The sequence below is a fragment of the Pyrinomonas sp. genome (assembly GCF_040289685.1).
Taxonomy (GTDB): domain Bacteria; phylum Acidobacteriota; class Blastocatellia; order Pyrinomonadales; family Pyrinomonadaceae; genus Pyrinomonas.
This window is the reverse complement of the sequence record NZ_PSLQ01000063.1, coordinates 1-21,944: the sequence shown is the minus strand read 5'-3', so window position 1 is coordinate 21,944 and position 21,944 is coordinate 1. Positions and strand designations below refer to the sequence as shown.

Sequence of the window (21,944 nt, the reverse complement as noted above, 5' to 3'; positions counted from 1 at the left end):
TAAATCCTGCGGGCTGATTCATAGAAAAGAGGGGGTTGGGAGAGGGATAAAACCCATCCCCTTCATGGGTGGGATACACGGACTCCCCACGTGCGGTCGAAGGCGCGTCACGCGCATGGTGGGCAAGTGGCGACAAACCGTGAATCCCACGCGCTCTCGCGCCGTGGGAGTGTCAATGAAGAGGGTAACCTCTTCGGATGGCGAGCATGGAGCTTGCATCCTCAAAGTCTTCCGCGTGTTGAAAACAAGGGAAATTGGTGCCGAAGGGGGAGTCGAAAGATTTTCCGTAAAGACCCGCGTCAAGCAGCATTAAAAAGGGAGATTGGTGCCGAAGGTGGGACTCGAACTCTAGACGTTGAAGCTCGTCTTCAAGCGTTGCTTGAGGAGATTGGTGCCGAAGGTGGGACTCGAACCCACACGGGTTTCCCCACACGCCCCTCAAACGTGCGCGTCTACCTATTCCGCCACTTCGGCACGCTCGGGTGAGCTTCTCTGGTCTTTTGTCAAAGAGGGTCGCTCAGCGTTTTTCTTCAGGCGACGATTGAGGACTTGCCGCTGGCGTCGTCGTCGCAGTGGATGCAGCGTTTGAGTTCGACGTTGCCGGCGATGGTTGTGGCGTCGCCGTTGGTTGCGGTGTCGCTTCCGGCTCCGCCTGAAGCACGGACCGTTTTTGCGTCACCGCTGGCAACGACAACGTCAACGCGATGAGCATGAAGACGGCTGCCGCCCCGATGGTGATCTTGGCAAGCAACGTCTGCGTTCCGCGCGGTCCGAAAGCTGCGCTCGACAAAGTGCTTGTAAAGAGAGCGCCCGCGTCAGCTTTGCCTGGCTGAAGCAACACGGCGACGATGACGACGATGCAGGCCAAAGTGTATATGCCGTAAAGGACGTACTCCAGCAAGGCTTTTCCCCTCTCGTTGCCGCTTTCAAGCGGCGTTGTAATGGACTATTTTCGCGAAAGTTTCGGCTTCAAGGCTCGCCCCGCCAACCAGCGCTCCGTCGATATCCGGCTGAGCCATCAATCCGGCTATGTTGTCTGGCTTGACGGAACCGCCGTAGAGTATGCGCAAAAGTTGGCTCGCCTCTTCTCCAAACCTCTCCGCGATGATGCGTCGGATGAAAGCTTGCATTTGTTGCGCTTGCTCCGGCGTCGCGGTACGACCCGTGCCGATCGCCCAAACGGGTTCGTAAGCGATTATGATACGTTCAAGCGCGGAAACTGTCAAATCGCGTAACCCACCGTCTATCTGCCCTTTGACTACCCTTTCAGCTAAACCAGCATCGCGTTGCGCCAAAGTTTCGCCCACGCAGACAATGGGCGTTAATTCAGCGGCGAGGGCCGCTTGAACCTTGCGGTTGACCATGCTGTCCGTTTCACCATAGAACTGTCGCCTTTCAGAATGACCGACGATGACGTAGCTCGCTCCCGCATCGCGCAACATGTCGGCAGCCACTTCGCCCGTGTGCGCGCCGTGCTTCTGCTCGGGCGCGCAGTCCTGCCCGGCGACGCGTATGTTGGACCCTTCAAGCCGGTCCGCTACCGATTTGATCGCTGTGAAGACCGGGGCGATGACGATCTCACAGTGATTCGCGTTGACGACCAGCGGCTTGAGCGCTAGCGCTGTGGTGACTGAATCGGCGATGAACTTGTGCATCTTCCAGTTTCCGGCGATGACGGGGCGACGCATAGGCAGTCTTAGCTTTTCTCCGGGATCATCGAATCCGCGCGAAGGCCTTCGCTCTTTGCTCGGCCTCGAAGAGACGAACTTTGCGATGAGCGGACGTTCGGTTTGAGCTTTCAAGGCGATCTCACGCCGCAATATCGAACTCTGGAACTGGGCACCCGACCGCAAGGGGCACCCCCGAATTTCGATCAGTTCTTGTCGGTCAACGCCTCGACGCCGGGCAACTTTTTCCCGGCCAGAAATTCGAGCGTCGCGCCGCCGCCGGTCGAAATATGCGTGATCCGGTCGGCAACGCCTGCCGCGGTGACGGCGGCAACCGAATCTCCGCCGCCGACTACCACAGTTGCGCCACGATCGGCGGCTTCGGCCACCGCACGCGCGATGGCGATCGTTCCTTGGTCGAAAGGTTTCTCTTCGAACATGCCCATCGGGCCGTTCCAGACAATGGTCCTTGCGTCTTCGAGCGCGCGCGTGAAACGCGCGATCGTCTCCGGTCCGATGTCGAGTCCGACCAATCCGGCAGTGGTGAACTCGATGGGGATCGTCCGACGGCTGTGGAGCGGATCGAAACGATCGACGACTTGATGGTCGGTCGGCAAGAGGAATTCGATCCCGGCCTCTTCGGCGCGCCGCCTGATCTTGTGGGCGACATCGAGTTTGTCATCTTCGACGAGCGACTTGCCCACCGTAAAGCCTTCGGCCTTCAAAAAGGTATAGGCCATCGCGCCGCCGATCAATAGTTTGTCCACGCGCCGTTCGATCAGCGAAGTGAGCACCTCGATCTTGTCGGAGACCTTGGCTCCGCCAAGAATGGCGACGAAAGGGTGTTCCGGATCGTTGAGCACGCGCCCCAAGTACTCCAATTCTTTCTCCATCAGCAATCCGGCGGCGGCTTTCTCCACATGATGGGTGATCGCTTCGGTGGAGGCGTGCGCGCGGTGAGCCGAACCGAAGGCATCATTGACGTAGAGCTTGTCGCAGAGTTCGGCAAGCTGTGCGGCGAAACGATCGTCATTCTTCTCTTCTTCCGGATGGAAGCGAAGGTTTTCGAGAAGAAGCACGCCGCCTTGGGGCAGCGCTTCCGATCGCGCGCGCGCTTCGTCACCGATGCAATCGTCGGCGAAATCGACGCTCTGACCGAGCAATTCCGATAGCCGTCCGGCTACAGGGCGCAAGCTGTACTTTTCGTTGCGTTGTCCCTTTGGGCGGCCCAAGTGCGAAGCGAGCACGAGGCGTGCGCCGCGCTCGACAGCGTAACGAATGGTCGGCAGCGTCGCGCGAATGCGCGTATCGTCTTCCACCACACCGTCTTTGAGCGGCACGTTGAAATCGACGCGGACGAAGACGCGCTTGCCCATCAGATCGAGATCGCGAATGGAGAGTTTCTTCATAGGCGAAAAGTGCAAGCTTGATCAGAGACCTTTCTGCGCGATGTATTTGACCAGATCGCGCACGCGGCACGAATAGCCCCACTCGTTGTCGTACCATGAAAGCACTTTGACGAGGTTGCCGTTGATGACTTTGGTGTATTCGGCATCGACGATCGACGAGCGCGGATCTTTGCGGAAATCGATCGAAACCAGCGGCTCTTCACAGAAGCCGAGGATGCCGCGCAACTCCTCGTTGGCCGCATTTTTCAGCGCTCGATTGACCTCTTCGGTGGTCGTCTCGCGTTCAACCTCCATGACGACATCAACGAGCGAGACGTTGGGCGTCGGAACGCGCACGGCGATGCCGTCGAACTTGCCTTTGAGTTCCGGGATGACGAGCGCCACCGCTTTGGCTGCTCCCGTCGAGGTCGGGATCATCGAGAGCGCCGCGGCGCGAGCGCGGCGCAAGTCCTTGTGCGGCAAGTCCAGAAGCTGTTGGTCATTGGTGTAAGAATGAATGGTCGTCATCTGCGCCGCGCGAATGCCGAACTTCTCGTGAATCACTTTGGCCACCGGTGCTAAACAATTGGTGGTGCACGAAGCGTTGGAGATGATATGGTGCTCGCGCGGGTCGTAGCGATCTTCGTTGACGCCGATGACGATGGTGATGTCCTCGTTTTTGGCCGGCGCCGTGATGATCACCTTCTTGACGGGGCCGCGCAGATGTTTGCGCGCGTCTTCGGCCTTAGTGAAACGCCCCGTTGATTCGATGACGATCTCGGCTCCCACCTCTTCCCACGGGATCGCTGCTGGATCCTTTTCGGAGAAGACGCGAAATTCATCGTCGCCGACGCGGATGCTGTTCTCCGTGTGTGAGATCTCTTGCTCGAGATTGCCGAGGACGGAGTCGTATTTGAGCAGATGCGCGAGCGTGCGCGTGTCGGTAAGATCGTTGACGGCGACGAAATCTATCTCCCGGTCGCCCAGCGAAGCGCGTAAAACGTTGCGTCCGATGCGTCCGAACCCGTTGATGCCGACTCTGACTGCCATTCGCAATCCTCCTTCGACGATGCTCAGCTTCGGTTCCCGTTCCGTTGTTGCGTCAACGTTGAAGACGGAAAGGGCAAGATAATGCGCCGCGCCGATGGCTGTCAAGCAGATCAAATTCGCGGTTATTTGCTGCGTCGTACAACAAAAGAGATCTCCCGTCGCAGCGTCACCGCGCGATTGGTCAGGAGCCGCTCGCCGTAGGGTTGACAGGAGGTTATATTGTCGCTGCGTCCTATCGCTTGGTTCGGTTGTCTTTGGCACCGCGCTCGCACGCTTGCTTTGCGACGCGGCGAAGGTCGCCTGCGTCGACTGTGCGCGGCGGGCGTTTGATGAAGCGTCGTTCTCATCGTGACTTTTCGGCGGAATGCTGACGATCCGGGGAGAGAAGGTGAAGGCGGAAGATTACAGGTTGTTGTGCGATCTCGAAGAGGATTTTTGGTGGTTCGTTGGAATGCGCGCCATCACGGCGGCATTGCTCGATCCCTTTTTCTCGCAGAGCCGATTGATTCTCGATGCGGCGGCTGGACCAGTCGGCGGATCAACCGATGAACCACCGCTTTTCTCGCAGAGCCGATTGATTCTCGACGCGGGCTGCGGCACAGGCGGTAATCTCCGCTGGCTTGCGCGTTACAGGGCAAGGGTCGTCGGCCTCGATCTTGCGGACGAAGCGCTCCGTTTTTGCCGCGAAAGCGGTGGAAAAGATCTGATTCGAGCCTCGGTCACGGACTTGCCCTTTGCCGACGACACCTTCGATCTCGTGACCAGTTTCGATGTCCTCGTGCAGTTGCAGGAAGAGGATGCCGAAAGGGCCGCGTGCGAAATGCATCGTGTGCTCAACTGCGGCGGCATCGCGCTGGTTCGCGTTGCTGCTTACGAGTGGATGCGCAGCGGTCACGATCTGGCCTTGGGAACGCAGAAGCGTTATCGACTCGGCGAGTTAACTCGTTTGATGGAGCGCGCCGGATTCGAAATCGTGCGCGCCACTTACGCCAACACCTTTCTTCTTCCTGCCGCGTTTGTGCGTCGGCTCATTTTGAAACGGATCGGGCTTGCCGATGCCGGCTCCGACGTGAGGCCGCTCGGTCCACGGTGGCAGTGGTTGAATCTTCCCTTGACGCGCGCGCTCGAAGCAGAAGCGCGCCTGTTGCGTCGAATGAACCTCAGGTTCGGCCTTTCGGCCATCTGCCTTGCGCGCAAGGGGCATTGATGACGGTGCGGCAAATTGCGAGATCGAAAGCTAAATCTCTTTACGAAAGATGACCGCCGTGGATTCCGATTCGTAGCGTTGAACGCTGGTGCTCTTCAGTGATGGGCTGGACCGAAGGACCCTTTTGCATCGGGGGCATTGGGCGTCAACTGGGGCGCGCAATGCGACTTTCGGATGCTTTTCGTCGCGCCGGAGGTCGCGCTCTCTCGAAGCCTCAAGTTTTCATTCGGCATCTTTTTCGAAGTCGAGAACGGCAGCGATGACAGCGCTCGTCTCCTCTTCTGTGAGGTGTGGGTGGAGAGGAAGAGAAAGCAGTTCGCCGACCACCCTTTCAGCAACGGGAAGGGGCGACCGCGCGCCAGACGAAAAGAGCGGTTGCTGGTGGAGCAAAAAGGGGTAGTGAATCATGGTCGAGATTCGATGCCCGTCGAGATGCGCGCGCAATCGATCGCGCGCGGCGTGTCGCACGACGTATAGATGGTAAACATGCGACATTTCATCTCTGACCTTTGGTATGATGAGCTTCGTTCGCTCGAAGGCTGAAGAGTAACGGTGAGCCGTTTCGCGCCTCCTTCGGTTCCATTCTTCGAGCCTACGGAGTTTGATGCGAAGCACGGCTGCTTGAATCTCGTCGAGTCGCGAATTGCGCCCTTCTGTTGCGCGGCGAAGCGCCTCCGGATGACCGCCTTGCCGTAAGATGCGCGCGCGTTCCAACAGCTCCGGATCATCCGAGACGATAGCGCCGCCGTCGCCATAAGCGCCGAGATTCTTCGTCGGATAGAAACTAAAAGCCGCCGCATGGCCGAAAGCGCTGGCTCTTCGTCCGTTGATGCTCGCCCCGTGAGCCTGCGCCGCGTCCTCGATCACCGTCAATCCGTAGCGCGCGGCCACGTTATTGATCGTTTGCATATCGGCCAAGCGACCATAAAGATGGACCGGGACGACGGCGCGCGTGCGCGGCGTGATCGCGCGTTCGACTGCTGCGGGATCGAGCGTGAGCGAACGAGGACAGATGTCGGCGAATACGGGCACGCCACCGGCGTTGACGATGGCGAGCGCCGTATAAGCTGCCGTGAGCGGCGTCGTAATGACTTCATCGCCGCGCCCTTTGCGGACAGCGCCGCTCGCCAGAAGAGCGAGCGTCAGCGCATCTGTGCCGGAAGCGACGGCGACAGCTCCAGCGACGCCACAAAAGGCGGCCCACTCCCGTTCGAAAGCTTCCACCTCTCGTCCGAGAATGTAATCGCCGCCAGCGGCGACGCGCCGCAAAGCTTCATCCGCTTCGGTCGCGATCTCCTGATGCTGCCGCGAAAGATCGAGAAAGGGCACGGTCGTGTGAAAAGGGCTGCGGCGTTCGATCTCGCTCATCCCTTCCGACGCCTGAGGATTGAAGATCCTTCTCACAACTTTCGGCATCCCTTCATCGACGGAGGCTGTCATTCGCAATCGCCGGCTCAACGTTCGTTGACGGAAGAAGCGTTTTGCGTCTTCCAGTAGTGTTCGCGATGGCGTGCATAAAACTCCAAAGTGCGCGCCAGTCCGACGCGCAAAGGCGTTTGCGGGCGCCAACCCAAAGCGGCTTCAATCTTGCGGTAGCTCGTATAGATGTTGCCGATGTCGATCAATTGACGCTCTGGCGGAAAGGGCGTGCACAGGATGTGGCCGCGGCCGGTCATGGAGATCAAAAGCTTGGCGAGATCGGCGAGCGCAATCGGCTCTTCGCTGCCGAGGTTGTAGATCTGACCGTCGGTCGCATCGCTCGCTGCGGCCAGCAGAAGGGCATCCACAACGTCGTCAACGTAGTTGAGGTCGCGGCGCTGCCGCCCTTCGCCGAAAAGCTCGATCGTGCCGCCATCGATGGCCTGACGAATGAACCACGCGACGAAGCTCTGGCGATTGTGGCTCATGAGTTGTCGTGGGCCGTATGTGTTAGTCAATCGCAGGATGACGCTGCGTAGTCCGTACAGTCGGTGGTAAAGAAGATGATAGTGCTCCGCCGCGAGATTGTGAATGCCGTTGATGTCCGGCGGCGAGACGCGGTGTTGCTCATCGACGGGCAGGTAGAGCGGTTCGCCATAAACCTGACGAGTGCTCGTGAAGACGACTTTCACGTGCGGATTGAAGTTGCGGCAAGCTTCAAGCAGCACGAGCTGCGCCGCGCAGTTCAGCTCCAGATCGCGCTGCGGGCAGAGCATGGAATCAAGATGGCTCGTGCTGCCGGCAAGGTTGAAAATATAGTCAACGCCGCCGACCACGTGGTTGGCGACCACCTCATCGCCGATGTCGGCGACGTGTACGGTCACGCGGTGGCGAATCCCTTCGATGTTGAAGGGATTACCGCCTTGCTCCGGGACCAGCGCGTCGACGATGGTGATTTCGACATCGCCGATCTCCACGAGGCGGCGCGCTAGATTGCTCCCGATGAAACCTAGCCCGCCCGTGATCAGCACGGAGCGGCCTTTGTAAACGTTGAATTTTGATCTCACCCTTGACATGGAGGACGACTCGAAGCCATCTTCGGGTCATCCTCACTCCCTCCGCTGTAACCTCTTACACGGCAGCTTCACGGTCGCGCTGCGGGCTCGTCGGGCGCGCTCTTGGACGCTTCGCTCGTGTTCATCGTTATATACGAGTCACGTCGCGACATCGGATCAAGGGGGCTGCACGATCAACAGTTGAGTCGGCGCGTCCTCGTACGCGGTCTTAAGCAGCCCGTCAACTCTCGATCAGGCGCATCGGCTGCGCGATGTTTGCTGTTTCCCTTTTCAGCGCCGCAAGACGGAGCGCACACCATCATCGAGCGCGCGTTCCTTCGCTGCGCGATCCCGCGCTGTTCTATGACCTGAACCTTTCCGCGCGGTCAACTTCAAACGCAAAGCGACGAGATCGAAGATGGTCCGCGCTACGCGCCGCAGCGTAAAGAACTGCGACCTGCCATGCGCGCGCGGGTAATGATGCACAGGGACTTCTGCGAAAACGCAACCGGCAGAAGCTAGTTTGTGGACCAGCTCCACACAGATCGCTCCGCTTGTCGAGGCGAGCGCTATTTTACGAATCGCTGCGCGACGGATCAACCGAAAATCGCAGTCCACATCGCGGATCGGAAGATGAAAGAGGAGATGAGCGAGGTAGTTGTAGGTTCGTCCCAGCCAAGCGCGCAACCGGCCGTCGGCGCGCGCTATCTTGTAACCGTTGACGACGTCGATCCGCTCCGTCATCAGCCGATGCAATTCGACGATCTCGCGCACGTCGTATTGCCCATCGCCGTCTGTGTAAAAGACCAGTTCCTTGCGTGCGTGCGCGAAACCGCTCTGCAGCGCGGCTCCGTAGCCTCGGTTGCGTTCGTGACGGACGATCCTCAAGCCCGAAAACCGCCGCGCCAGTTCGTCGAGCGTTTCAGCCGTGCTGTCGCTGCTCCCGTCATCGACGACGATGACTTCGTAGTCATCGGTCAACGTCGGCAGGACCGCAAACGCCTCTTTTACCAACGGACCGATGGTCTTCTCGTCGTTGAACGCCGGGAAGAAGACGCTTATGCTGGGACGTTTCGCTCGTTCCATCTTCTGGCGGTTATCGAGTTCGCGTCGCTCGCTCATGTTGACCGTTTGTTCGGATGCGGTTTCGGGCGTTCATTCGTCGAGTTCGTGCGCGCCGCGAAGGAGGAAGGCTTCGCCGGTGTTCGCATCAAATGCCCATGCCGTTATCCGCCTCCCGTGGGGCGGAAGCGCGTCGAGCCTGAAGTCGGTGTGCCACTGCGTTTCGCGTTGCCCACGGCGGTCGAGCAACCTTTCGCGAAGCCGTTCGACGATCTCGGTCTGGGCGAGCGCGAACACGATCTCTTGACCGGAGTCGTCTTCGTAAGCGAGGAGCACCGCGTCGGCAGGTCGGTCTTTCAACCGGGCTTGACCGAAGGCATGGTATTGTGTCTCTCCGCGACGAACCAGCCCATCGAAAGAGCCGCGCACGTTGGCATCGGACGCGGCGAAGTCCCGCACCCTGAGGCTGCGCATCAGACGGGGCCGCAAGAAACCGATTGCGTCGAGCGCATCGGCGCGCGTGCGCAGCTTTTCTCGATTCGGATGTAAAGTTCGCTTCGGGCATCCATTGGGAAGCAGATCGATGAAGAGAAGGCACGCTTTTGCTTGTAACTGTTCGCGCGACCAATTGCGCATGTGATGTATCGCCCCCGCGAAAAAGACTCCAAGATAGAGCGCAAGCGCGGCAGACGCCGGGGTCATCCACCGGACAGCGGGATGAGGTTCGCTGCGGCGTGTGTGACGCGCGATCATCAGGATTAGATAGAACGTGGCGATGCAGAGGTAGATCGAAAAACCCATGTACCTCGAAGCCATCGCTTGCTCGAGGCCGAAACTGAACCGCCCGAAAGTGATCAGCGCAGCGGTGATGATAGAATAGGTTCCGAGCGCGATCCAGCATATAGCGCGCGCGACTAAATCGCCCTCTTCGCGCATCCTCCACAATCTGTAGCAGACCGCGGCGAAGACGGACAACGTCACCGCCCCGGCAATCAAACCGAGCCAAGGACGTCCACACGAGAGCGGCGCGCCTAAAAGGATGAGAAAATATCCGGAAGCGGCTAACGGCAACGGCAGCGCGTTCGCTCTCGGATAGGGCAGAGAATGGTAGTCGTAAAAATAGAGCGCGACGCTCGCCGCAAAGCCTGCCATCCACGCTCCTATCCAAAGAAGTTTGCTTTGCGGATCTTTCGCCCTACAATTTGAAAGTAGCAGGAGCGCGATCAACCAGCAAGCGAACCCGTTCGCGCAAGAGAAGCTGCTGACCGCCGATGCTGCCATGCAGAGCGTGAACTTGACGGAGAGCGGCCAACTGGAACGGGCGACGAAGATGCAGAACAGGACGCAGATCGTGGGTATCAGATAGACGACTTGCACGCCGAACAGCCAGTTTTCGTATTGCGCCGGACTGAAGATAAGAAGGTTGGATAGAAGGTAGAGCCACGCCCTTTGCGCTCGCGTGCTGTCGAGCGTTCGTTCGCCGAGAAAGTAGATGCCGAGCGAGATGAGGCAAGCGAGAGCGAAAATCAAGCCCATCTCCCACCGCACGTTCCAGCGCGTCAATAGCCCCATAACGACGAAGATCAGGTTGGGGAAGAATTGGCGGTGCTCGTTCTGCTGAGCGTACAGGTCGCCGAGCGAAAGCCGCCCCTGCAACGCTTTTTCAAAGATGGGGACCAATTCCCATTGATCATGGTACGGAACATCGATGCCCCAGTTGAAGATGAGCGCTCCCGTCACCAACGGCGGAAGCAAAGCTAGGCAGAAGAGTATCCCCCACGCCATGCCATGCGCTGTTGTACCTGTTTCGCGCCTGCCGTGCGCTTCGACGGCGCGAGGGAGAGTCTTCGATAACGGTTCGTCGAGCATATCGAAAGAGTTGACCGGTCTCGTTTCGTGAAACGTTGAACCGATCGCGGTGTTCAAGCTAACGTCTATGCCATGTGGCCGAAGAACTTCCGAAGCGAGATGAGACGAGGAGGCGCAAAGCGCGCCGCCGTCGCGCTCGTCTCGGCACTTCTCGTTCTCGCCCCGCCCGGCACGCTCATCTTCGCTTTGGTCGTTGGAGTCAGTCTTCTCCGTCGCACTCGCGTAAGCGTCGCGCTGTTGATTGCCGCTCTCGTGGGCGCGTGGTTCTTCTGGCGACGCCGGTCGAAAACGAACAGATCGTCGAGCCAACTCCAAGAATCTGCGAAAAAGGATTGAAAGGCGCTCATCTGCACGTTCGATCAACCATCTTCGCGAAGATCGCGCTTTCGTACCCGCGTAAATTTTTAGTCTCTCTCTCGTTCGGGGCGGGCAGCATACCACGTCCATCGCGCTCTGTCATCTGATCGGCGATCATCGAAAAGAGATTTGAAACCGCGTCGGACGGTGAAGCGTAATAAACTTGTGCCGCTTCGGTTGCCGCACCGAGAGCGGCCTCTGACAAGAACTCGATGATGATCGCGGGAGGAAGTGTGAAAAGTCGCGCTTTGAAGATCGCTGCTCGCATTGGCGCTAACGTGCCCGAAACCGACACGCGATGTATGAATAGTTGCCCTCGGAAGATCAGCGTCGGCAAGATCGGTCGCGGTTTGTTGATGAACTCTCTTCTGCTCCTGCTCTCGTTCGCTGTCGCTTTGGGGCAGACGCCGCCTGCGGCGCAAGACCCAACACGGCCGCCAGCAGCAGAAGCGCGTCCAACGACGCCGGGGCAAACTTTGCCGAGCGGCCCGACGCGCGCCGCGCCACAAGCCCCTGCCCCCTCAACGTCGCCCCGCCCGGTGGACCAGAACTTGGAGCGCACGGCGCCACCGATCGAACAGGTGCGCGAGCCGCAGCTACCATCTGCCGAACCGCGCCCGGTTCCACCGCTTCCAAATCTCAAACGGGTCGGCGTCGAGCGCGACCGAAAACTTCCGCTGGCTCTTCGCCAAGCCATTCGACTGGCGCTAGCGAACAACAACGAGATCGAAATCGCGCGCGACGACGTGCGACTGGCGGAGACGGCTTTGCGCGCGCTTGAGGGCGTGTACGATCCGATCTTTGCCATCACGCCGCAGGTCAGCAGCACGGTGGAACCGGTGGCTAGCGTGCTCGCCGGATCAGATCAACGCGGCACGGTTTCGACCACAGACTTCAACTTCGGTCCCAGTTTGAGCAAACAGTTCGGTTTCGGCGGCGGACAGTATCAACTCTTCTTCAATAACTTCCGCCGGTCAACCTCTTCGACCTTCAGCCAGTTGAATCCGTTCTATTCGTCGAGCTTGGGCATACAGTTCGTTCAACCTTTGGTCCGCAACCGCGCGATCGACCGCAACCGGCGCGACATCCGTGTCCAACGCAGACGGCTGGAACAGTCAGATGCGGAGTTCCGTCGGCGCGTCAGTGAAATCATCGCGCAAGTGGAGCAGGCCTATTGGGATTTGGTCTTCGCTCGCCGTGATCTGGACAACCGCACGGCCAACCTGAATCTCGCGCGCGAACAGTTCCGTTTGACCGAAGCGCGCGTAGCTGCCGGCGCTGCAGCGCCGATCGAACGGGCCGAAGTGGCGACCGAACTTTCAAGCCGCGAAGCCGAATTGCTGCAGGCCGCGCAGGCCGTGACCGTCGCCGAGAACAACTTGAAACGTTTGATCCTGCGCGATCCGTTGGCCCTCGAGTGGAGCGCGGAGATCCTGCCAACCGACGAACCGTCGTTCGATCCGGAACCGTTGGAACTCTCTTCGTTGCTCGTCGAAGCGCGCGAGAGTCGGCCCGAACTGCAGCGTCTGCGGCTCGAAGAGGAGGTCAATCGCCTCGATCTTGACTTCTTTCGCAATCAGACGAAGCCGCGCGTTGATCTTCAAGCTACGGTGGCGACCACGGGGCTCGCCGGTAGTCCAGTTGTGCCGACCGGGACGTTGACGGGCGGTTTGACCGCTGGAACGGGCACGCCGACCGGACAAGTGCCGCTGATCTTCGGCGATCCGGCGGCGAACGCCAACGCCTTTCTGCTCGCGCAAGTGAACCAACTGCGCGCAGCATTGGGTCTGCCGCCGGCCAACGTGCCGCTTGTCACGCCGCAGACGCGGCAAGTGCCGGAGAGCCTAGTGGGTGGTTACGGTCAGACTTTGAGCAATCTGTTTCGCTTCGATACGCGCAACGTCGTGGTCGGCGTGCGCATCGAGCTGCCATTGCGCAATCGAACGGCGGAAGCCAATCTAGCTGGCGCGCTGATTCAACGCGAGCAACTGGCGGCCACGCGACGTCAACAAGAGCAGCTCGTCGCCGTCGAAGTGCGCAACGCCGTGCAAGCGGTCGAAAGCGCACGGCAGCGCGTCATCGCCGCGCGCGAAGCGCGACGCAATGCCGAAGTTCAACTCGAAGGCGAGCGACGACTTTACCAAGTCGGACGTTCGACGACCTTTTTGCTCTTTCAGCGCGAGAACCAACTGGCCAACGCGCGCAACCTTGAGATCAGAGCCGAAACCGACTACAACAAAGCGGTGGCAGAACTGCGCCGCGCCGTCGGCTCCATCTTGCGCGCAAACAACGTCACGGTGGCATCGCCTATGGCGAGCCGTAAATGAGAAACGAAAGATGACGTGTTGCAACGCTGAGATTTTGTAGCGTCGCCATAACGAGCCGCGGGCGCAGAACGAAAGCGCGTTGCGAGGAACCGATGAGAACGCCTGTTTCGCTGACGGCAAAGCGCTCTCAATGAACTTGCGAATCGCGGCGCGCAAAGATGAAATCTCCCGCTTCGCTTTTGAAGCGTCCGCGTCGTAGACTAGGTTCTTCAGAGCCGTCGAACGATCTTTCAAGACGATCGGCGATCAATTGCGCTTCCCATCGTGAAGATCACGGCGACCATCATCACTTTGAATGAAGAAGAGAACATCGGCGCTGCGTGCGCGTCGGTCGCCTGGGCTGATGAGGTGCTCGTCGTCGATGCCGGCTCAACCGATCACACGTGCGCCATCGCGCGCGCTTGCGGAGCGCGCGTCGTTCAGCGTCCGTGGCCCGGATTCGCACGGCAGAAGCAGTTTGCCGCCGAGTCGGCGACGCACGATTGGATCTTCAGCCTCGACGCCGACGAACGCGTGTCAGCGGAACTCGCCGATTCGATCGCGCGCTTGCGCACGCTGGATGAAAAGGCATTGGCCGATGGCTACCGCATCGCGCGTCGTTCCTTCTACATGGGGCGCTGGATTCGCGGTGGCGGATGGTATCCGGATTACCAATTACGCCTGTATCATCGCGCGCGCGGACGGTGGCAGGGGGCTTACGTCCACGAATCCGTGAAGATGGAAGCGGGGGCGAGAGTCGAAACGTTGCGAGGCGATCTTCTGCACTACAGCATACGCGATGCAGCGCATCATCACCGAATGATCGGCGAGCGGTATGCGCCATTAGGTGCGCGGCAAATGTTCGAGGCTGGACGACGGACCTCGCCGCTTGCGATCGCGCTCGCTGGCCCGCTCGCCTTCGTGCGAAGCTTCGTGCTCAAAGGCGGCTTTCGCGATGGACTGGCTGGGTACGCCATTGCGCGCTTCGCCGCGCATCACGCCTTCCTCAAGCACTTGATGTTGTGGGAGCTACAGCGGAAGTCGGCTCGTGCGAGTTCGGCGCGGCAAACTGAGCCGTGAGGCTCGGATCCTTCGGGCGAAACGAATCCCTGAAACCATTCCATCCACGCCCTGCATTCTTGCGACTCGAACTCGGCGCAGCGCCTCCCCTTCCATCTTCAGAGGGGCGACGGACGAATCGAAGGCATCGGTGGTCGGCAGCGAAATCCTCGCCTTTGGATCTGTCGCACGAAAGCATCCGTCGTGCGGCGAGGCTTGAGGGGTGCTAAAATCGCGGAAAAGAGTTTGGATCGGTGTAGTATGTCGGCAGGAGCAGCGCGGCACAAAAAGGGCTTGATCTGGTTCTGGAACAACCTGCGAACCCACGACAATCAAGCTTTGAACAGGGCGATGGAAGAGTGCGATGAGCTGATCGCCGTTTACATCGCTCATCCGAAAGATTGGCAGCACGACGAGTTCGGGTTCTTCAAAACTGGCCCTTTTAGAGCGGCCTTCCTCAAAGAGACTGTGCTTGACCTGCAGGAGAACTTGCGCCGCTTGAACGTCCCGCTCTATCTCTTTCACGAAGAGGCGAGCGAGGCTTTGCGCCGAGTCCACGTGCGGTTCCCCTTCGAGGCCGTCTATTTTCAGAACGAGTGGACCAAAGAAGAGCGAGACGTAATCCGAGGTTGTAGGTGGACTTTCCCGCAAGTCGAATTCCGCGGCTTCTACGATCAACTGCTTTATCATCCCGAGCGAGTTGGCTCTTTGTTCCGTTCGCTTCCGGACGTTTTCACACAATTTCGCCAAAAGTTGGAGAAGCGCTTGGACCCGACGAAACCGCTCCCCGAACCATCTCCGAAGTCGCAACGAGTGGCGCTGGACCTGCCGACCGCCTTGCCCGCATGTTTGGAGAGGGCGGAAAGGAGAACGCATCCGCACAGCGCTTTCGCTTTGAAAGGCGGCGAAGGCCAAGCGCAGCGACGTTTGCAGTACTACTTATTCGACTCTCATCTCGTCAGGAAATACAAAGAGACGCGCAATGGTTTGATCGGTTTAGACTACAGCTCGAAATTATCGCCCTTCCTCGCCAACGGTTCGTTATCGGTCCGCGTCATCGTCGCGCGACTGCGCGCCTACGAGGCGGAGTTCGGCGGCAACGATTCGACCTACTGGCTTTTCTTCGAATTGCTCTGGCGCGAATTTTTCAAATACGTATCGATGGAGCATGGCGATTGGCTCTTTCACCGCAGCGGCATCAGAAGGAAGAAGCGGAAGTGGAGAGAAGACGAAGGCTTGGTGCAAAGCTGGACCGATGGCCGGACCTCCTCGCCTTTCGTCAACGCCAATATGTTGGAGATCAAGCAGACTGGTTGGATGAGCAATCGTGGACGGCAAGTCGTCGCTTCTTATCTCGCAAAACACCTCGAAGTGGATTGGCGCATCGGCGCGGCCTACTTTGAATCCGCGCTCGTCGATTACGACGTGCACAGCAACTACGGCAACTGGCAGTACGTCGCCGGCGTCGGCAATGATCCGCGCGACCGCGTCTTCGATCCCGAATTGCAAGCCCAACGCTACGACTCCGGTGGTGAGTACCGTCGGCTCTGGTTGAAGGAGGCCGCTTCGTTCTAACTCGCCGCCAAGCCGATCCGCGATGGCTGCAACGGACGTGGCCTAAAACGTGATCGAACGACCATGAAGAAAAGATAGAACGTCTTACGGCTCGTTTTGGGCGATCAACTGAATCCGCAACATTCGTGGTTCGGCGAGCGGCGCGACGACTTCCTGTATTGTTTAATGGAGGTCCGGTAGGAGACCGATTACGTTCAACACCATGTTCAAAAGGTGGTTGGGTCCTTCCTCGCCATGCGGCGCTTCGCCGATCGTTTACGTCGAGCAGGTCATCGCGTCCTTTATCTCGCCATCGACGATCCGAGAAATCGCCAGTCGATCGCGGAGAACTTGCTGGAGCTGATCAGGAAGTTCCAAATTCAAAGGTTCGAATACCAACTGCCTGACGAATGGCGTTTGGACGAAGAGCTGGCGCTCTTTTGTCGGCGTCTGAACGTCGAGACGCGAGCTTACGACGCCGAACATTTCCTCACAACGCGCGATGAACTGGCCCGATTCTTCGCGGGAAAGAAGCGACTTCTCATGGAGAGTTTCTATCGGCACATGAGAAAGGAGCACAGCATCTTGCTTGATGCGAAAGGTGGACCGGAAGGTGGGAGATGGAACTTCGACGAAGCGAATCGTAAGCCGTTACCGAAAAATTCGAAGGTCCCTGCGCCTTGGCAAAAGAAACACGACGTGAGACCGATTCTCGAAAAGATTTCCCAAGCTGGCGTTCGCACCATCGGTCGTCCGCGGAGCGAATTCCTGCTCCCGATCGATCGGAAAGAGGCTTTGGAGCAGTTGGAGCATTTCATCCGCAATCTACTGCCTCACTTTGGGGACTATCAGGACGCGATATGCGACGCCGAGCCTTTTCTATTTCATTCGCGCCTCTCTTTCGCTTTGAACCTGAAGATGATCGATCCGAAGGAGGTCGTGGAAGCGGTCGTTGAAGCGTACCGTCAGGACCCATCGCGTTATCGAATCAATCAGGTCGAAGGCTTCGTCCGGCAAGTCATCGGCTGGCGCGAGTACATGCGCGGAATCTATTGGAAAGAGATGCCTGCCTACGAGCAGACGAACCACTTCGGTCATACGAGGCGTCTGCCATCTTTTTACTGGAACGCTGAGACGCGAATGAATTGCCTGAGGAACGCAATCCGGAACTCTCTTGACAACGCTTATGCGCATCACATTCAGCGATTGATGGTCACAGGTAATTTCGCGCTGCTCAATCTGACGCATCCGGCTGAAGTGGATGAGTGGTATTGGGGCATTTACGCCGACGCAGTGGAATGGGTCGAGCTTCCTAACACGCACGGCATGTCACAGTACGCCGATGGCGGATTGGTCAGCACCAAGCCTTACGTCTCGTCGGCCTCATACATTCGGAAGATGAGCGATTACTGCGACGAATGCTTCTACGATCCGAAAGAGAAGACGGGCGCGCGCTTGCCCGTTCAATTCGCTCTACTGGAACTTCCTCGGAGTCCACCGCGATCGGCTCGGGCGGAATCAACGGATGAAGATGATCTACAAGACTTGGGATCGGTTCGATAAAAGCTTCCGGCGCGAGATCATCAAAAGGGCGGAAGAGGTGCTGAAACAGGTCGAAGATCAGCTCGTGTAGTAGGCGCTTACCGGGCGCCTTAGCTTCGAGGCGGCGGAAGAAGCGCTGAAACGGGTCGCAGCGCGACTTGCTGCCAACCAAGCGAGGTCATCGTCGAGCGGCGATGAAAGAGCGCCCGGCGAACATTCGGTGTGCTCCTCAGGAATTGCAAGCGGCGTTTTTAAGAGTCTCGGCGTCAGTTCATTCCGCGTTCGTCTCAGCGGCGAGCGGCGGCAACAACTTGCGGCGCGAAGCCGAACCGGCGGGAACGCGCGGCGCGCTCTCGTTGGAGAGGAGCTCGAGCAACAGTTCGTCTTCCATTTGACGGCTTTGCCAGACCTGTGGCCCTTGATTGAGCAGGGCGAAGAGCACTGGTCCGCGGTCGGCGGTGTAAACCACGCCTGCGAGGCTCGCCATTCCGCCATCGATGGTCGTCAAAGTGCCGGTCTTCCCGACGAGCGCTCCTTCGAGCGGCGTCCCGCGCAGGCGGTGGCGAAGCGTTCCGGCGTCGCAACCGGCAAAGGGCATGATCTCTTCCGGCGAGAGACCTTGCTTTTGCAATTCTTCGATCAAGGCGCGCAACGTGGCGACGATCCCGCGCGGCGTCAAGCGATTGTGTCCCAACCCGGAACCGCACTCGATGAAGACCTCTTGCCTAGGCAGCCCGACCCTTTCGGTCAACAGCTTTTGGATCGTTTCTGGACCGCCGACGAGCGCCGTCAAACGATCGGCGACGAAGTTGCTCGAGTGAGCGTTCATGTACAGCAAGACGTCGCGTAGACGATACGATTCATAGCTGATGGTCGGCGCAAACGGCGGTGGGTCGGCGACGCCCGTTTTCGGCTGGCCCATCTTCAGCGCGCGCACGAGCCGTGCGGCGGCCTCTTCGGGCGCATCGGTGAAGTTAAAGCAGAAACCGGGCGAGACGTAGAGCGTACCGGCGATGCGTCGGATCCCGCGCGCGCGCAACTTAGCGGCGATGGCTGCTGCTTGCACGTCGCCGAAGAGCGGATCGTCGCTGGCGACATAGATGTTTCCGGAGAAATTGCCGCGCGCGTCGAGCGTGCCATCGAGATACAGCTCTGTGCGGAAGCGATGGTTTGCTCCCAAGCGTTCAAGTGCGGCGAGCGAGGTGGCCAGCTTTGAAAGCGAGGCCGGGTTGAACGGTACGTCGGGATTGAGCGCGGCGAGCACTTGGCTGCCGTCCAACGTCTCGATGTAAACGCCGTGACGTTCTAGTTCCTCGCCGCGCGCAGCGTACCAAGCCGCGACGTCGAAGACGGGCTCGCGCACGATGGGCGACGGTAGATCGGCCGCGTAGGTTGAAAAGGAGTGGACCGAACTCTGGCTTTCATCGCGTTGCCAGAGCTTGAGAGCATAGGGAACCAGACTGAGCGCTGTCGTAAAGACAAGTCCAATCGCGATCATCAGCAGCGCTGATCGACGAGGTTGCACGCTTTCCTCCCGAAACGTCTCTCGAACGACGAACGCCTTCACGCCGAAGGCGCAAAGCGCTATCATGCGAAAAGCTCGCGCTGCCCGTCAAGCGAAAGGGCGGCCCGATTCCAAGGAGATGATTGCCAAAGAGATTTTCACTAATTTCATCTCTCAGCCTAATGTAGGCCGATACCCGATTCCAAGGAGATGATTGCCAAAGAGATTTTCACTGCGACCGACTCGGCTTTGTTCGCCCTCTTTGGGGCGGCTCTCGGAGCCGTCATCGGCAGTTTCTTAAACGTCATCATTCATCGCGTCCCGCGCGGAGAGTCGATCGTGATGCCGCGCTCCAGATGCCCGCAATGCGGAACGGCGATCCGCCCACAAGATAACATCCCCGTGCTCAGCTACCTTGTGCTCGGCGGGCGTTGCCGCGCGTGTCGCGCGCCGATTTCGGCGCGTTATCCGTTGGTCGAAGCGTTGACGGCAGCGCTCTTCGCTGTGGCTTTCGCGCGCGTTGGGTTGACGATGGAACTCGCCTTCGACCTCGCTTTCATCGCCGTCGTGCTCGCGCTCATCTTCATCGATGCCGAGCACATGCTGCTTCCGAACGCGATCACCTATCCGGGCTTCATCATGGTTTTGGCGGCGCGCACATTGGTCCCGCGGGTCGATCTGGTGAATTTGCATGGCTACCCTTTGTGGGCCAACTCGTTGATCGGGGCGTTGGCAGGCGCGGCCTTCGGCGCAGGAACGCTCTGGCTGGCGCGCGTGGCGTGGCGGCGCTTGCGCGGCGTCGAAGCGATGGGATTGGGCGACGTCAAGATGATGTTGATGATCGGTGCCTACTTGGGCTTGCCACGCACCGCCGTCGCGATGTTTCTTGCCTTCGTCATCGGCGCCGCGGTCGGCATCGCCGTTATGTTCGCCCGCGGCGAGCGCGATTTACAGATGATGCTTCCTTTTGGCATCTTTCTCGGTGTAGGAGCGATGGTCGCCCTCTTCTTTGGCGACGCGCTGTTGAGCTGGTACTTGCAATTCTTCTTTTGAGCGCCGAAGGCGGCTCTTTCGCCGTCTTCCGCAAGCTGTCTAACGAGTGCTCGTCATGCTCTCTCGTTACGAGAACCGCGCGCAACTGGCGTTGGCGTTGTTGATCGGGCTGCTTCTGCTCGTCAACCTCTTGGCCTTCGGATTGGTCGCGCTTGCACCGCGCGCCTCTGTGCTGCTGGCGGTGCTCGTCGTCACTTTGAGCATCAGCATCCCTTTCATCCTACTCTTTCCGCGATGGCTGCTGCGCCCTTTTCATCGGCTGTTCGACGAAGCCAGGCGCGCTCCCATCGAAACGCTTCGCACGGAGGCGCGCGACGAGACTGAGTTCGTTCTGGAGACGTTTCAAGCCGTGGTTGCGCAGTTGCGCGCGCAAGCCAAAGAGTTGGAGAGCTTGAACGCGCAAGCGCGCGCGCGCGCTGAATCAGCCGAGGAGCTGAACGCACGCATCATCGCCAGCATGCCATCCGGTTTGATCGCCTTCGATGCCGAAGGGCATGCGACGGTGATCAATGCCCCCGCGCGCGCGCTGCTGCAAACGGACGCGGTCAGCGCTGAAACGAAAGAGGTCTTGAGAGCAGCGCCGGAATTGATCGAGCTGGTTGAGGACTGTTTGCGGCACGGCGCGCTCTACCGGCGCGAAGAAGTAACCGTCACGACCGGCGACGGACGCACGCGCAAACTCGGCGTGACGGTTGCGCCCATCACCGCGCATGGCAGGCCGGGCGGCGCGCTCTGCTTGATGACCGATATCACCGAGGTGCTCGAATTGCGCGAAGCGGTTGCGCGCAAGAGGAATCTCGAAAGTCTAGGCGAAATGTCCGCTGGTTTGGCCCATGAATTCAAGAACGCGCTGGCGACCTTGCAAGGCTACGCGCAGCTTTTGCAGCGCGTCGGGGCGAGCGGGGTCGAGAGCATGGCTGCCACCGCGTTGCTCGACGAAGTGCGCGATCTTTCGGCAATGGTGACGGCCTTTTTGGATTTCGCGCGTCCGCGTCCGCTTGAATTGACCGAAGTCGATCTCGGCGATCTGATCGAGGAATGCCGCGCAGAGTTGGCCCCGCTTTACGCGGAACGTCGCATCGAGCTGAAGATCGTCGCAGAGTTCGCCCCCGTGCGCGCTGATGCCGTGCTTCTTCGTCAAGCGCTGCTCAACATCATGCGTAATGCGGCGGAAGCCATTCCGGATGAGGCGGCGGAGCGCCGAGTGGAGGTGCGCATCTACTGCGAACGAGATCCGCATGGCGCTTCTTGGAGCGTCCTCGAAATCGAGGACACTGGACCGGGGATCAGAGCGCAGGATTCCGAGAAGATCTTCATCCCATTCTTCACTACCAAAAGAGATGGGCACGGCATCGGGTTGGCGCTCGCGCACCGCATCATCACGGATCACAGAGGGACGTTGACAGCCGCCAACTCGACTCGCCATGGAGCGATCTTCACGGTAAAATTGCCGACTCCGATCCAAGAGCGATGAAAAAGATAGGAAAGGAGCGGGATGAATAAAATAGGACCGATTCTGCTGGCGCTGATCTCCATTTTGATCGTCTACATCACCTTTCACTTGCAGCGCGTGAACGGCTCACGTGGTTTGGGTGCCATCGGCGTGGATCTCGCGTTCGGCATCTTTACGCTCTTTTTGCTGATAGCCGTCTTGTGGCTGCTGCGTCCGCCGAGCAAAAAGCGAAAGCGCGTGACCCGTCCTTTCTAGACCGGATCTGATTCGAAGGGGACGAAGCGGCTTTCTGCTCGCCGAACCGCTTCGGCAAACAACGATCCGCCAAAAGGTTGGGTCAACGGCCAACGGCCCTTTAGAAAAACGGGGGAGCGCGAGGGGGCTGTAATCCCCCTCAAT

Annotated in this window: 16 protein-coding genes, 1 tRNA gene and 1 pseudogene; 8 read left to right on the top strand and 10 right to left on the bottom strand. The window is 59.1% G+C overall.

Annotated features, from left to right (window positions below; all coding sequences use genetic code 11):
- Window positions 1-389 precede the first annotated feature (389 nt).
- The 5 genes from C4334_RS12250 to gap all read right to left on the bottom strand — a co-directional run bounded on the left by C4334_RS12250 (window position 390) and on the right by gap (window position 4,105).
- A tRNA-Leu gene (locus C4334_RS12250) sits at window positions 390-474 on the bottom strand.
- A gap of 43 nt (window positions 475-517) precedes the next feature.
- Window positions 518-901 carry a preprotein translocase subunit SecG gene (gene secG, locus C4334_RS12245; RefSeq protein WP_352432371.1) on the bottom strand — a complete coding sequence of 128 codons (384 nt, stop codon included), beginning with the start codon at window positions 899-901 and terminating at the stop codon, window positions 518-520.
- 25 nt (window positions 902-926) lie between these two features.
- Window positions 927-1,688 carry a triose-phosphate isomerase gene (tpiA, locus tag C4334_RS12240; RefSeq protein ID WP_352432370.1) on the bottom strand — a complete coding sequence of 254 codons (762 nt, stop codon included), beginning with the start codon at window positions 1,686-1,688 and terminating at the stop codon, window positions 927-929.
- A 185-nt stretch (window positions 1,689-1,873) separates the two neighbouring features.
- Entirely contained in the window at window positions 1,874-3,076 is a 1,203-nt protein-coding gene (locus C4334_RS12235) for a phosphoglycerate kinase (RefSeq protein WP_352432369.1), read from the bottom strand.
- Between the two features lie 21 nt (window positions 3,077-3,097).
- Window positions 3,098-4,105 (bottom strand): type I glyceraldehyde-3-phosphate dehydrogenase, encoded by a 1,008-nt coding sequence (gap, locus tag C4334_RS12230; RefSeq protein ID WP_352432368.1) that lies wholly within the window; start codon window positions 4,103-4,105, stop codon window positions 3,098-3,100.
- A gap of 388 nt (window positions 4,106-4,493) precedes the next feature.
- On the opposite strand from gap, the gene C4334_RS12225 reads away from it, so the two are divergent.
- Window positions 4,494-5,312: a class I SAM-dependent methyltransferase gene (locus tag C4334_RS12225; protein ID WP_352432367.1), complete on the top strand. Its 819-nt coding sequence runs from the start codon at window positions 4,494-4,496 to the stop codon at window positions 5,310-5,312.
- Window positions 5,313-5,534: 222 nt separating this feature from the next.
- On the opposite strand, the gene C4334_RS12220 is transcribed toward C4334_RS12225, so the two are convergent.
- The 4 genes from C4334_RS12220 to C4334_RS12205 all read right to left on the bottom strand — a co-directional run bounded on the left by C4334_RS12220 (window position 5,535) and on the right by C4334_RS12205 (window position 10,774).
- Complete coding sequence (locus tag C4334_RS12220) at window positions 5,535-6,728, bottom strand: DegT/DnrJ/EryC1/StrS family aminotransferase (RefSeq protein WP_352432366.1); 1,194 nt, start codon at window positions 6,726-6,728, stop codon at window positions 5,535-5,537.
- Window positions 6,729-6,766: 38 nt separating this feature from the next.
- Complete coding sequence (locus C4334_RS12215; protein ID WP_352432365.1) at window positions 6,767-7,807, bottom strand: NAD-dependent epimerase/dehydratase family protein; 1,041 nt, start codon at window positions 7,805-7,807, stop codon at window positions 6,767-6,769.
- A 270-nt stretch (window positions 7,808-8,077) separates the two neighbouring features.
- Complete coding sequence (locus C4334_RS12210; RefSeq protein ID WP_352432364.1) at window positions 8,078-8,908, bottom strand: glycosyltransferase family 2 protein; 831 nt, start codon at window positions 8,906-8,908, stop codon at window positions 8,078-8,080.
- A gap of 33 nt (window positions 8,909-8,941) precedes the next feature.
- On the bottom strand, window positions 8,942-10,774 hold the full coding sequence (locus tag C4334_RS12205) for a hypothetical protein (protein ID WP_352432363.1): 1,833 nt from the start codon (window positions 10,772-10,774) through the stop codon (window positions 8,942-8,944).
- 602 nt (window positions 10,775-11,376) lie between these two features.
- Here C4334_RS12205 and C4334_RS12200 point away from each other — a divergent pair.
- From C4334_RS12200 to C4334_RS12185, 4 genes and pseudogenes are all read left to right on the top strand, one after another.
- The gene (locus C4334_RS12200; RefSeq protein WP_352432362.1) at window positions 11,377-13,401 is read left to right on the top strand and encodes a TolC family protein; all 2,025 of its coding nucleotides are present in this window, start codon (window positions 11,377-11,379) and stop codon (window positions 13,399-13,401) included.
- A gap of 264 nt (window positions 13,402-13,665) precedes the next feature.
- Window positions 13,666-14,460 (top strand): glycosyltransferase family 2 protein, encoded by a 795-nt coding sequence (locus tag C4334_RS12195; protein ID WP_352432361.1) that lies wholly within the window; start codon window positions 13,666-13,668, stop codon window positions 14,458-14,460.
- Between the two features lie 240 nt (window positions 14,461-14,700).
- On the top strand, window positions 14,701-16,014 hold the full coding sequence (locus C4334_RS12190; protein WP_352432360.1) for a DASH family cryptochrome: 1,314 nt from the start codon (window positions 14,701-14,703) through the stop codon (window positions 16,012-16,014).
- 96 nt (window positions 16,015-16,110) lie between these two features.
- Window positions 16,111-17,556: pseudogene (locus C4334_RS12185) on the top strand (cryptochrome/photolyase family protein).
- A 250-nt stretch (window positions 17,557-17,806) separates the two neighbouring features.
- Here C4334_RS12185 and C4334_RS12180 read toward each other — a convergent pair.
- On the bottom strand, window positions 17,807-19,060 hold the full coding sequence (locus tag C4334_RS12180; RefSeq protein WP_352432359.1) for a D-alanyl-D-alanine carboxypeptidase: 1,254 nt from the start codon (window positions 19,058-19,060) through the stop codon (window positions 17,807-17,809).
- 189 nt (window positions 19,061-19,249) lie between these two features.
- Here C4334_RS12180 and C4334_RS12175 point away from each other — a divergent pair, with 189 nt between their 5' ends.
- From C4334_RS12175 to C4334_RS12165, 3 genes are read left to right on the top strand one after another with little or no spacing between them, the layout of a single operon-like run.
- A complete protein-coding gene (locus C4334_RS12175; protein WP_352432358.1) occupies window positions 19,250-20,092 on the top strand; it encodes a prepilin peptidase in 843 nt (280 codons plus the stop codon).
- A gap of 55 nt (window positions 20,093-20,147) precedes the next feature.
- The gene (locus C4334_RS12170) at window positions 20,148-21,566 is read left to right on the top strand and encodes a sensor histidine kinase (RefSeq protein WP_352432357.1); all 1,419 of its coding nucleotides are present in this window, start codon (window positions 20,148-20,150) and stop codon (window positions 21,564-21,566) included.
- A 21-nt stretch (window positions 21,567-21,587) separates the two neighbouring features.
- Window positions 21,588-21,800 (top strand): hypothetical protein, encoded by a 213-nt coding sequence (locus C4334_RS12165; RefSeq protein ID WP_352432356.1) that lies wholly within the window; start codon window positions 21,588-21,590, stop codon window positions 21,798-21,800.
- Window positions 21,801-21,944 lie beyond the last annotated feature (144 nt).

Bases quoted from the DNA above. Each gene is read 5' to 3' on its own strand.
- tpiA (WP_352432370.1), bottom strand. From the start codon at position 1,688: ATGCGTCGCCCCGTCATCGCCGGAAACTGGAAGATGCACAAGTTCATC.
- C4334_RS12235 (WP_352432369.1), bottom strand. From the start codon at position 3,076: ATGAAGAAACTCTCCATTCGCGATCTCGATCTGATGGGCAAGCGCGTC.
- gap (WP_352432368.1), bottom strand. From the start codon at position 4,105: ATGGCAGTCAGAGTCGGCATCAACGGGTTCGGACGCATCGGACGCAAC.
- C4334_RS12220 (WP_352432366.1), bottom strand. From the start codon at position 6,728: ATGCCGAAAGTTGTGAGAAGGATCTTCAATCCTCAGGCGTCGGAAGGG.
- C4334_RS12215 (WP_352432365.1), bottom strand. From the start codon at position 7,807: ATGTCAAGGGTGAGATCAAAATTCAACGTTTACAAAGGCCGCTCCGTG.
- C4334_RS12210 (WP_352432364.1), bottom strand. From the start codon at position 8,908: ATGAGCGAGCGACGCGAACTCGATAACCGCCAGAAGATGGAACGAGCG.
- C4334_RS12200 (WP_352432362.1), top strand. From the start codon at position 11,377: ATGAATAGTTGCCCTCGGAAGATCAGCGTCGGCAAGATCGGTCGCGGT.
- C4334_RS12190 (WP_352432360.1), top strand. From the start codon at position 14,701: ATGTCGGCAGGAGCAGCGCGGCACAAAAAGGGCTTGATCTGGTTCTGG.
- C4334_RS12175 (WP_352432358.1), top strand. From the start codon at position 19,250: ATGATTGCCAAAGAGATTTTCACTGCGACCGACTCGGCTTTGTTCGCC.
- C4334_RS12170 (WP_352432357.1), top strand. From the start codon at position 20,148: ATGCTCTCTCGTTACGAGAACCGCGCGCAACTGGCGTTGGCGTTGTTG.
- C4334_RS12165 (WP_352432356.1), top strand. From the start codon at position 21,588: ATGAATAAAATAGGACCGATTCTGCTGGCGCTGATCTCCATTTTGATC.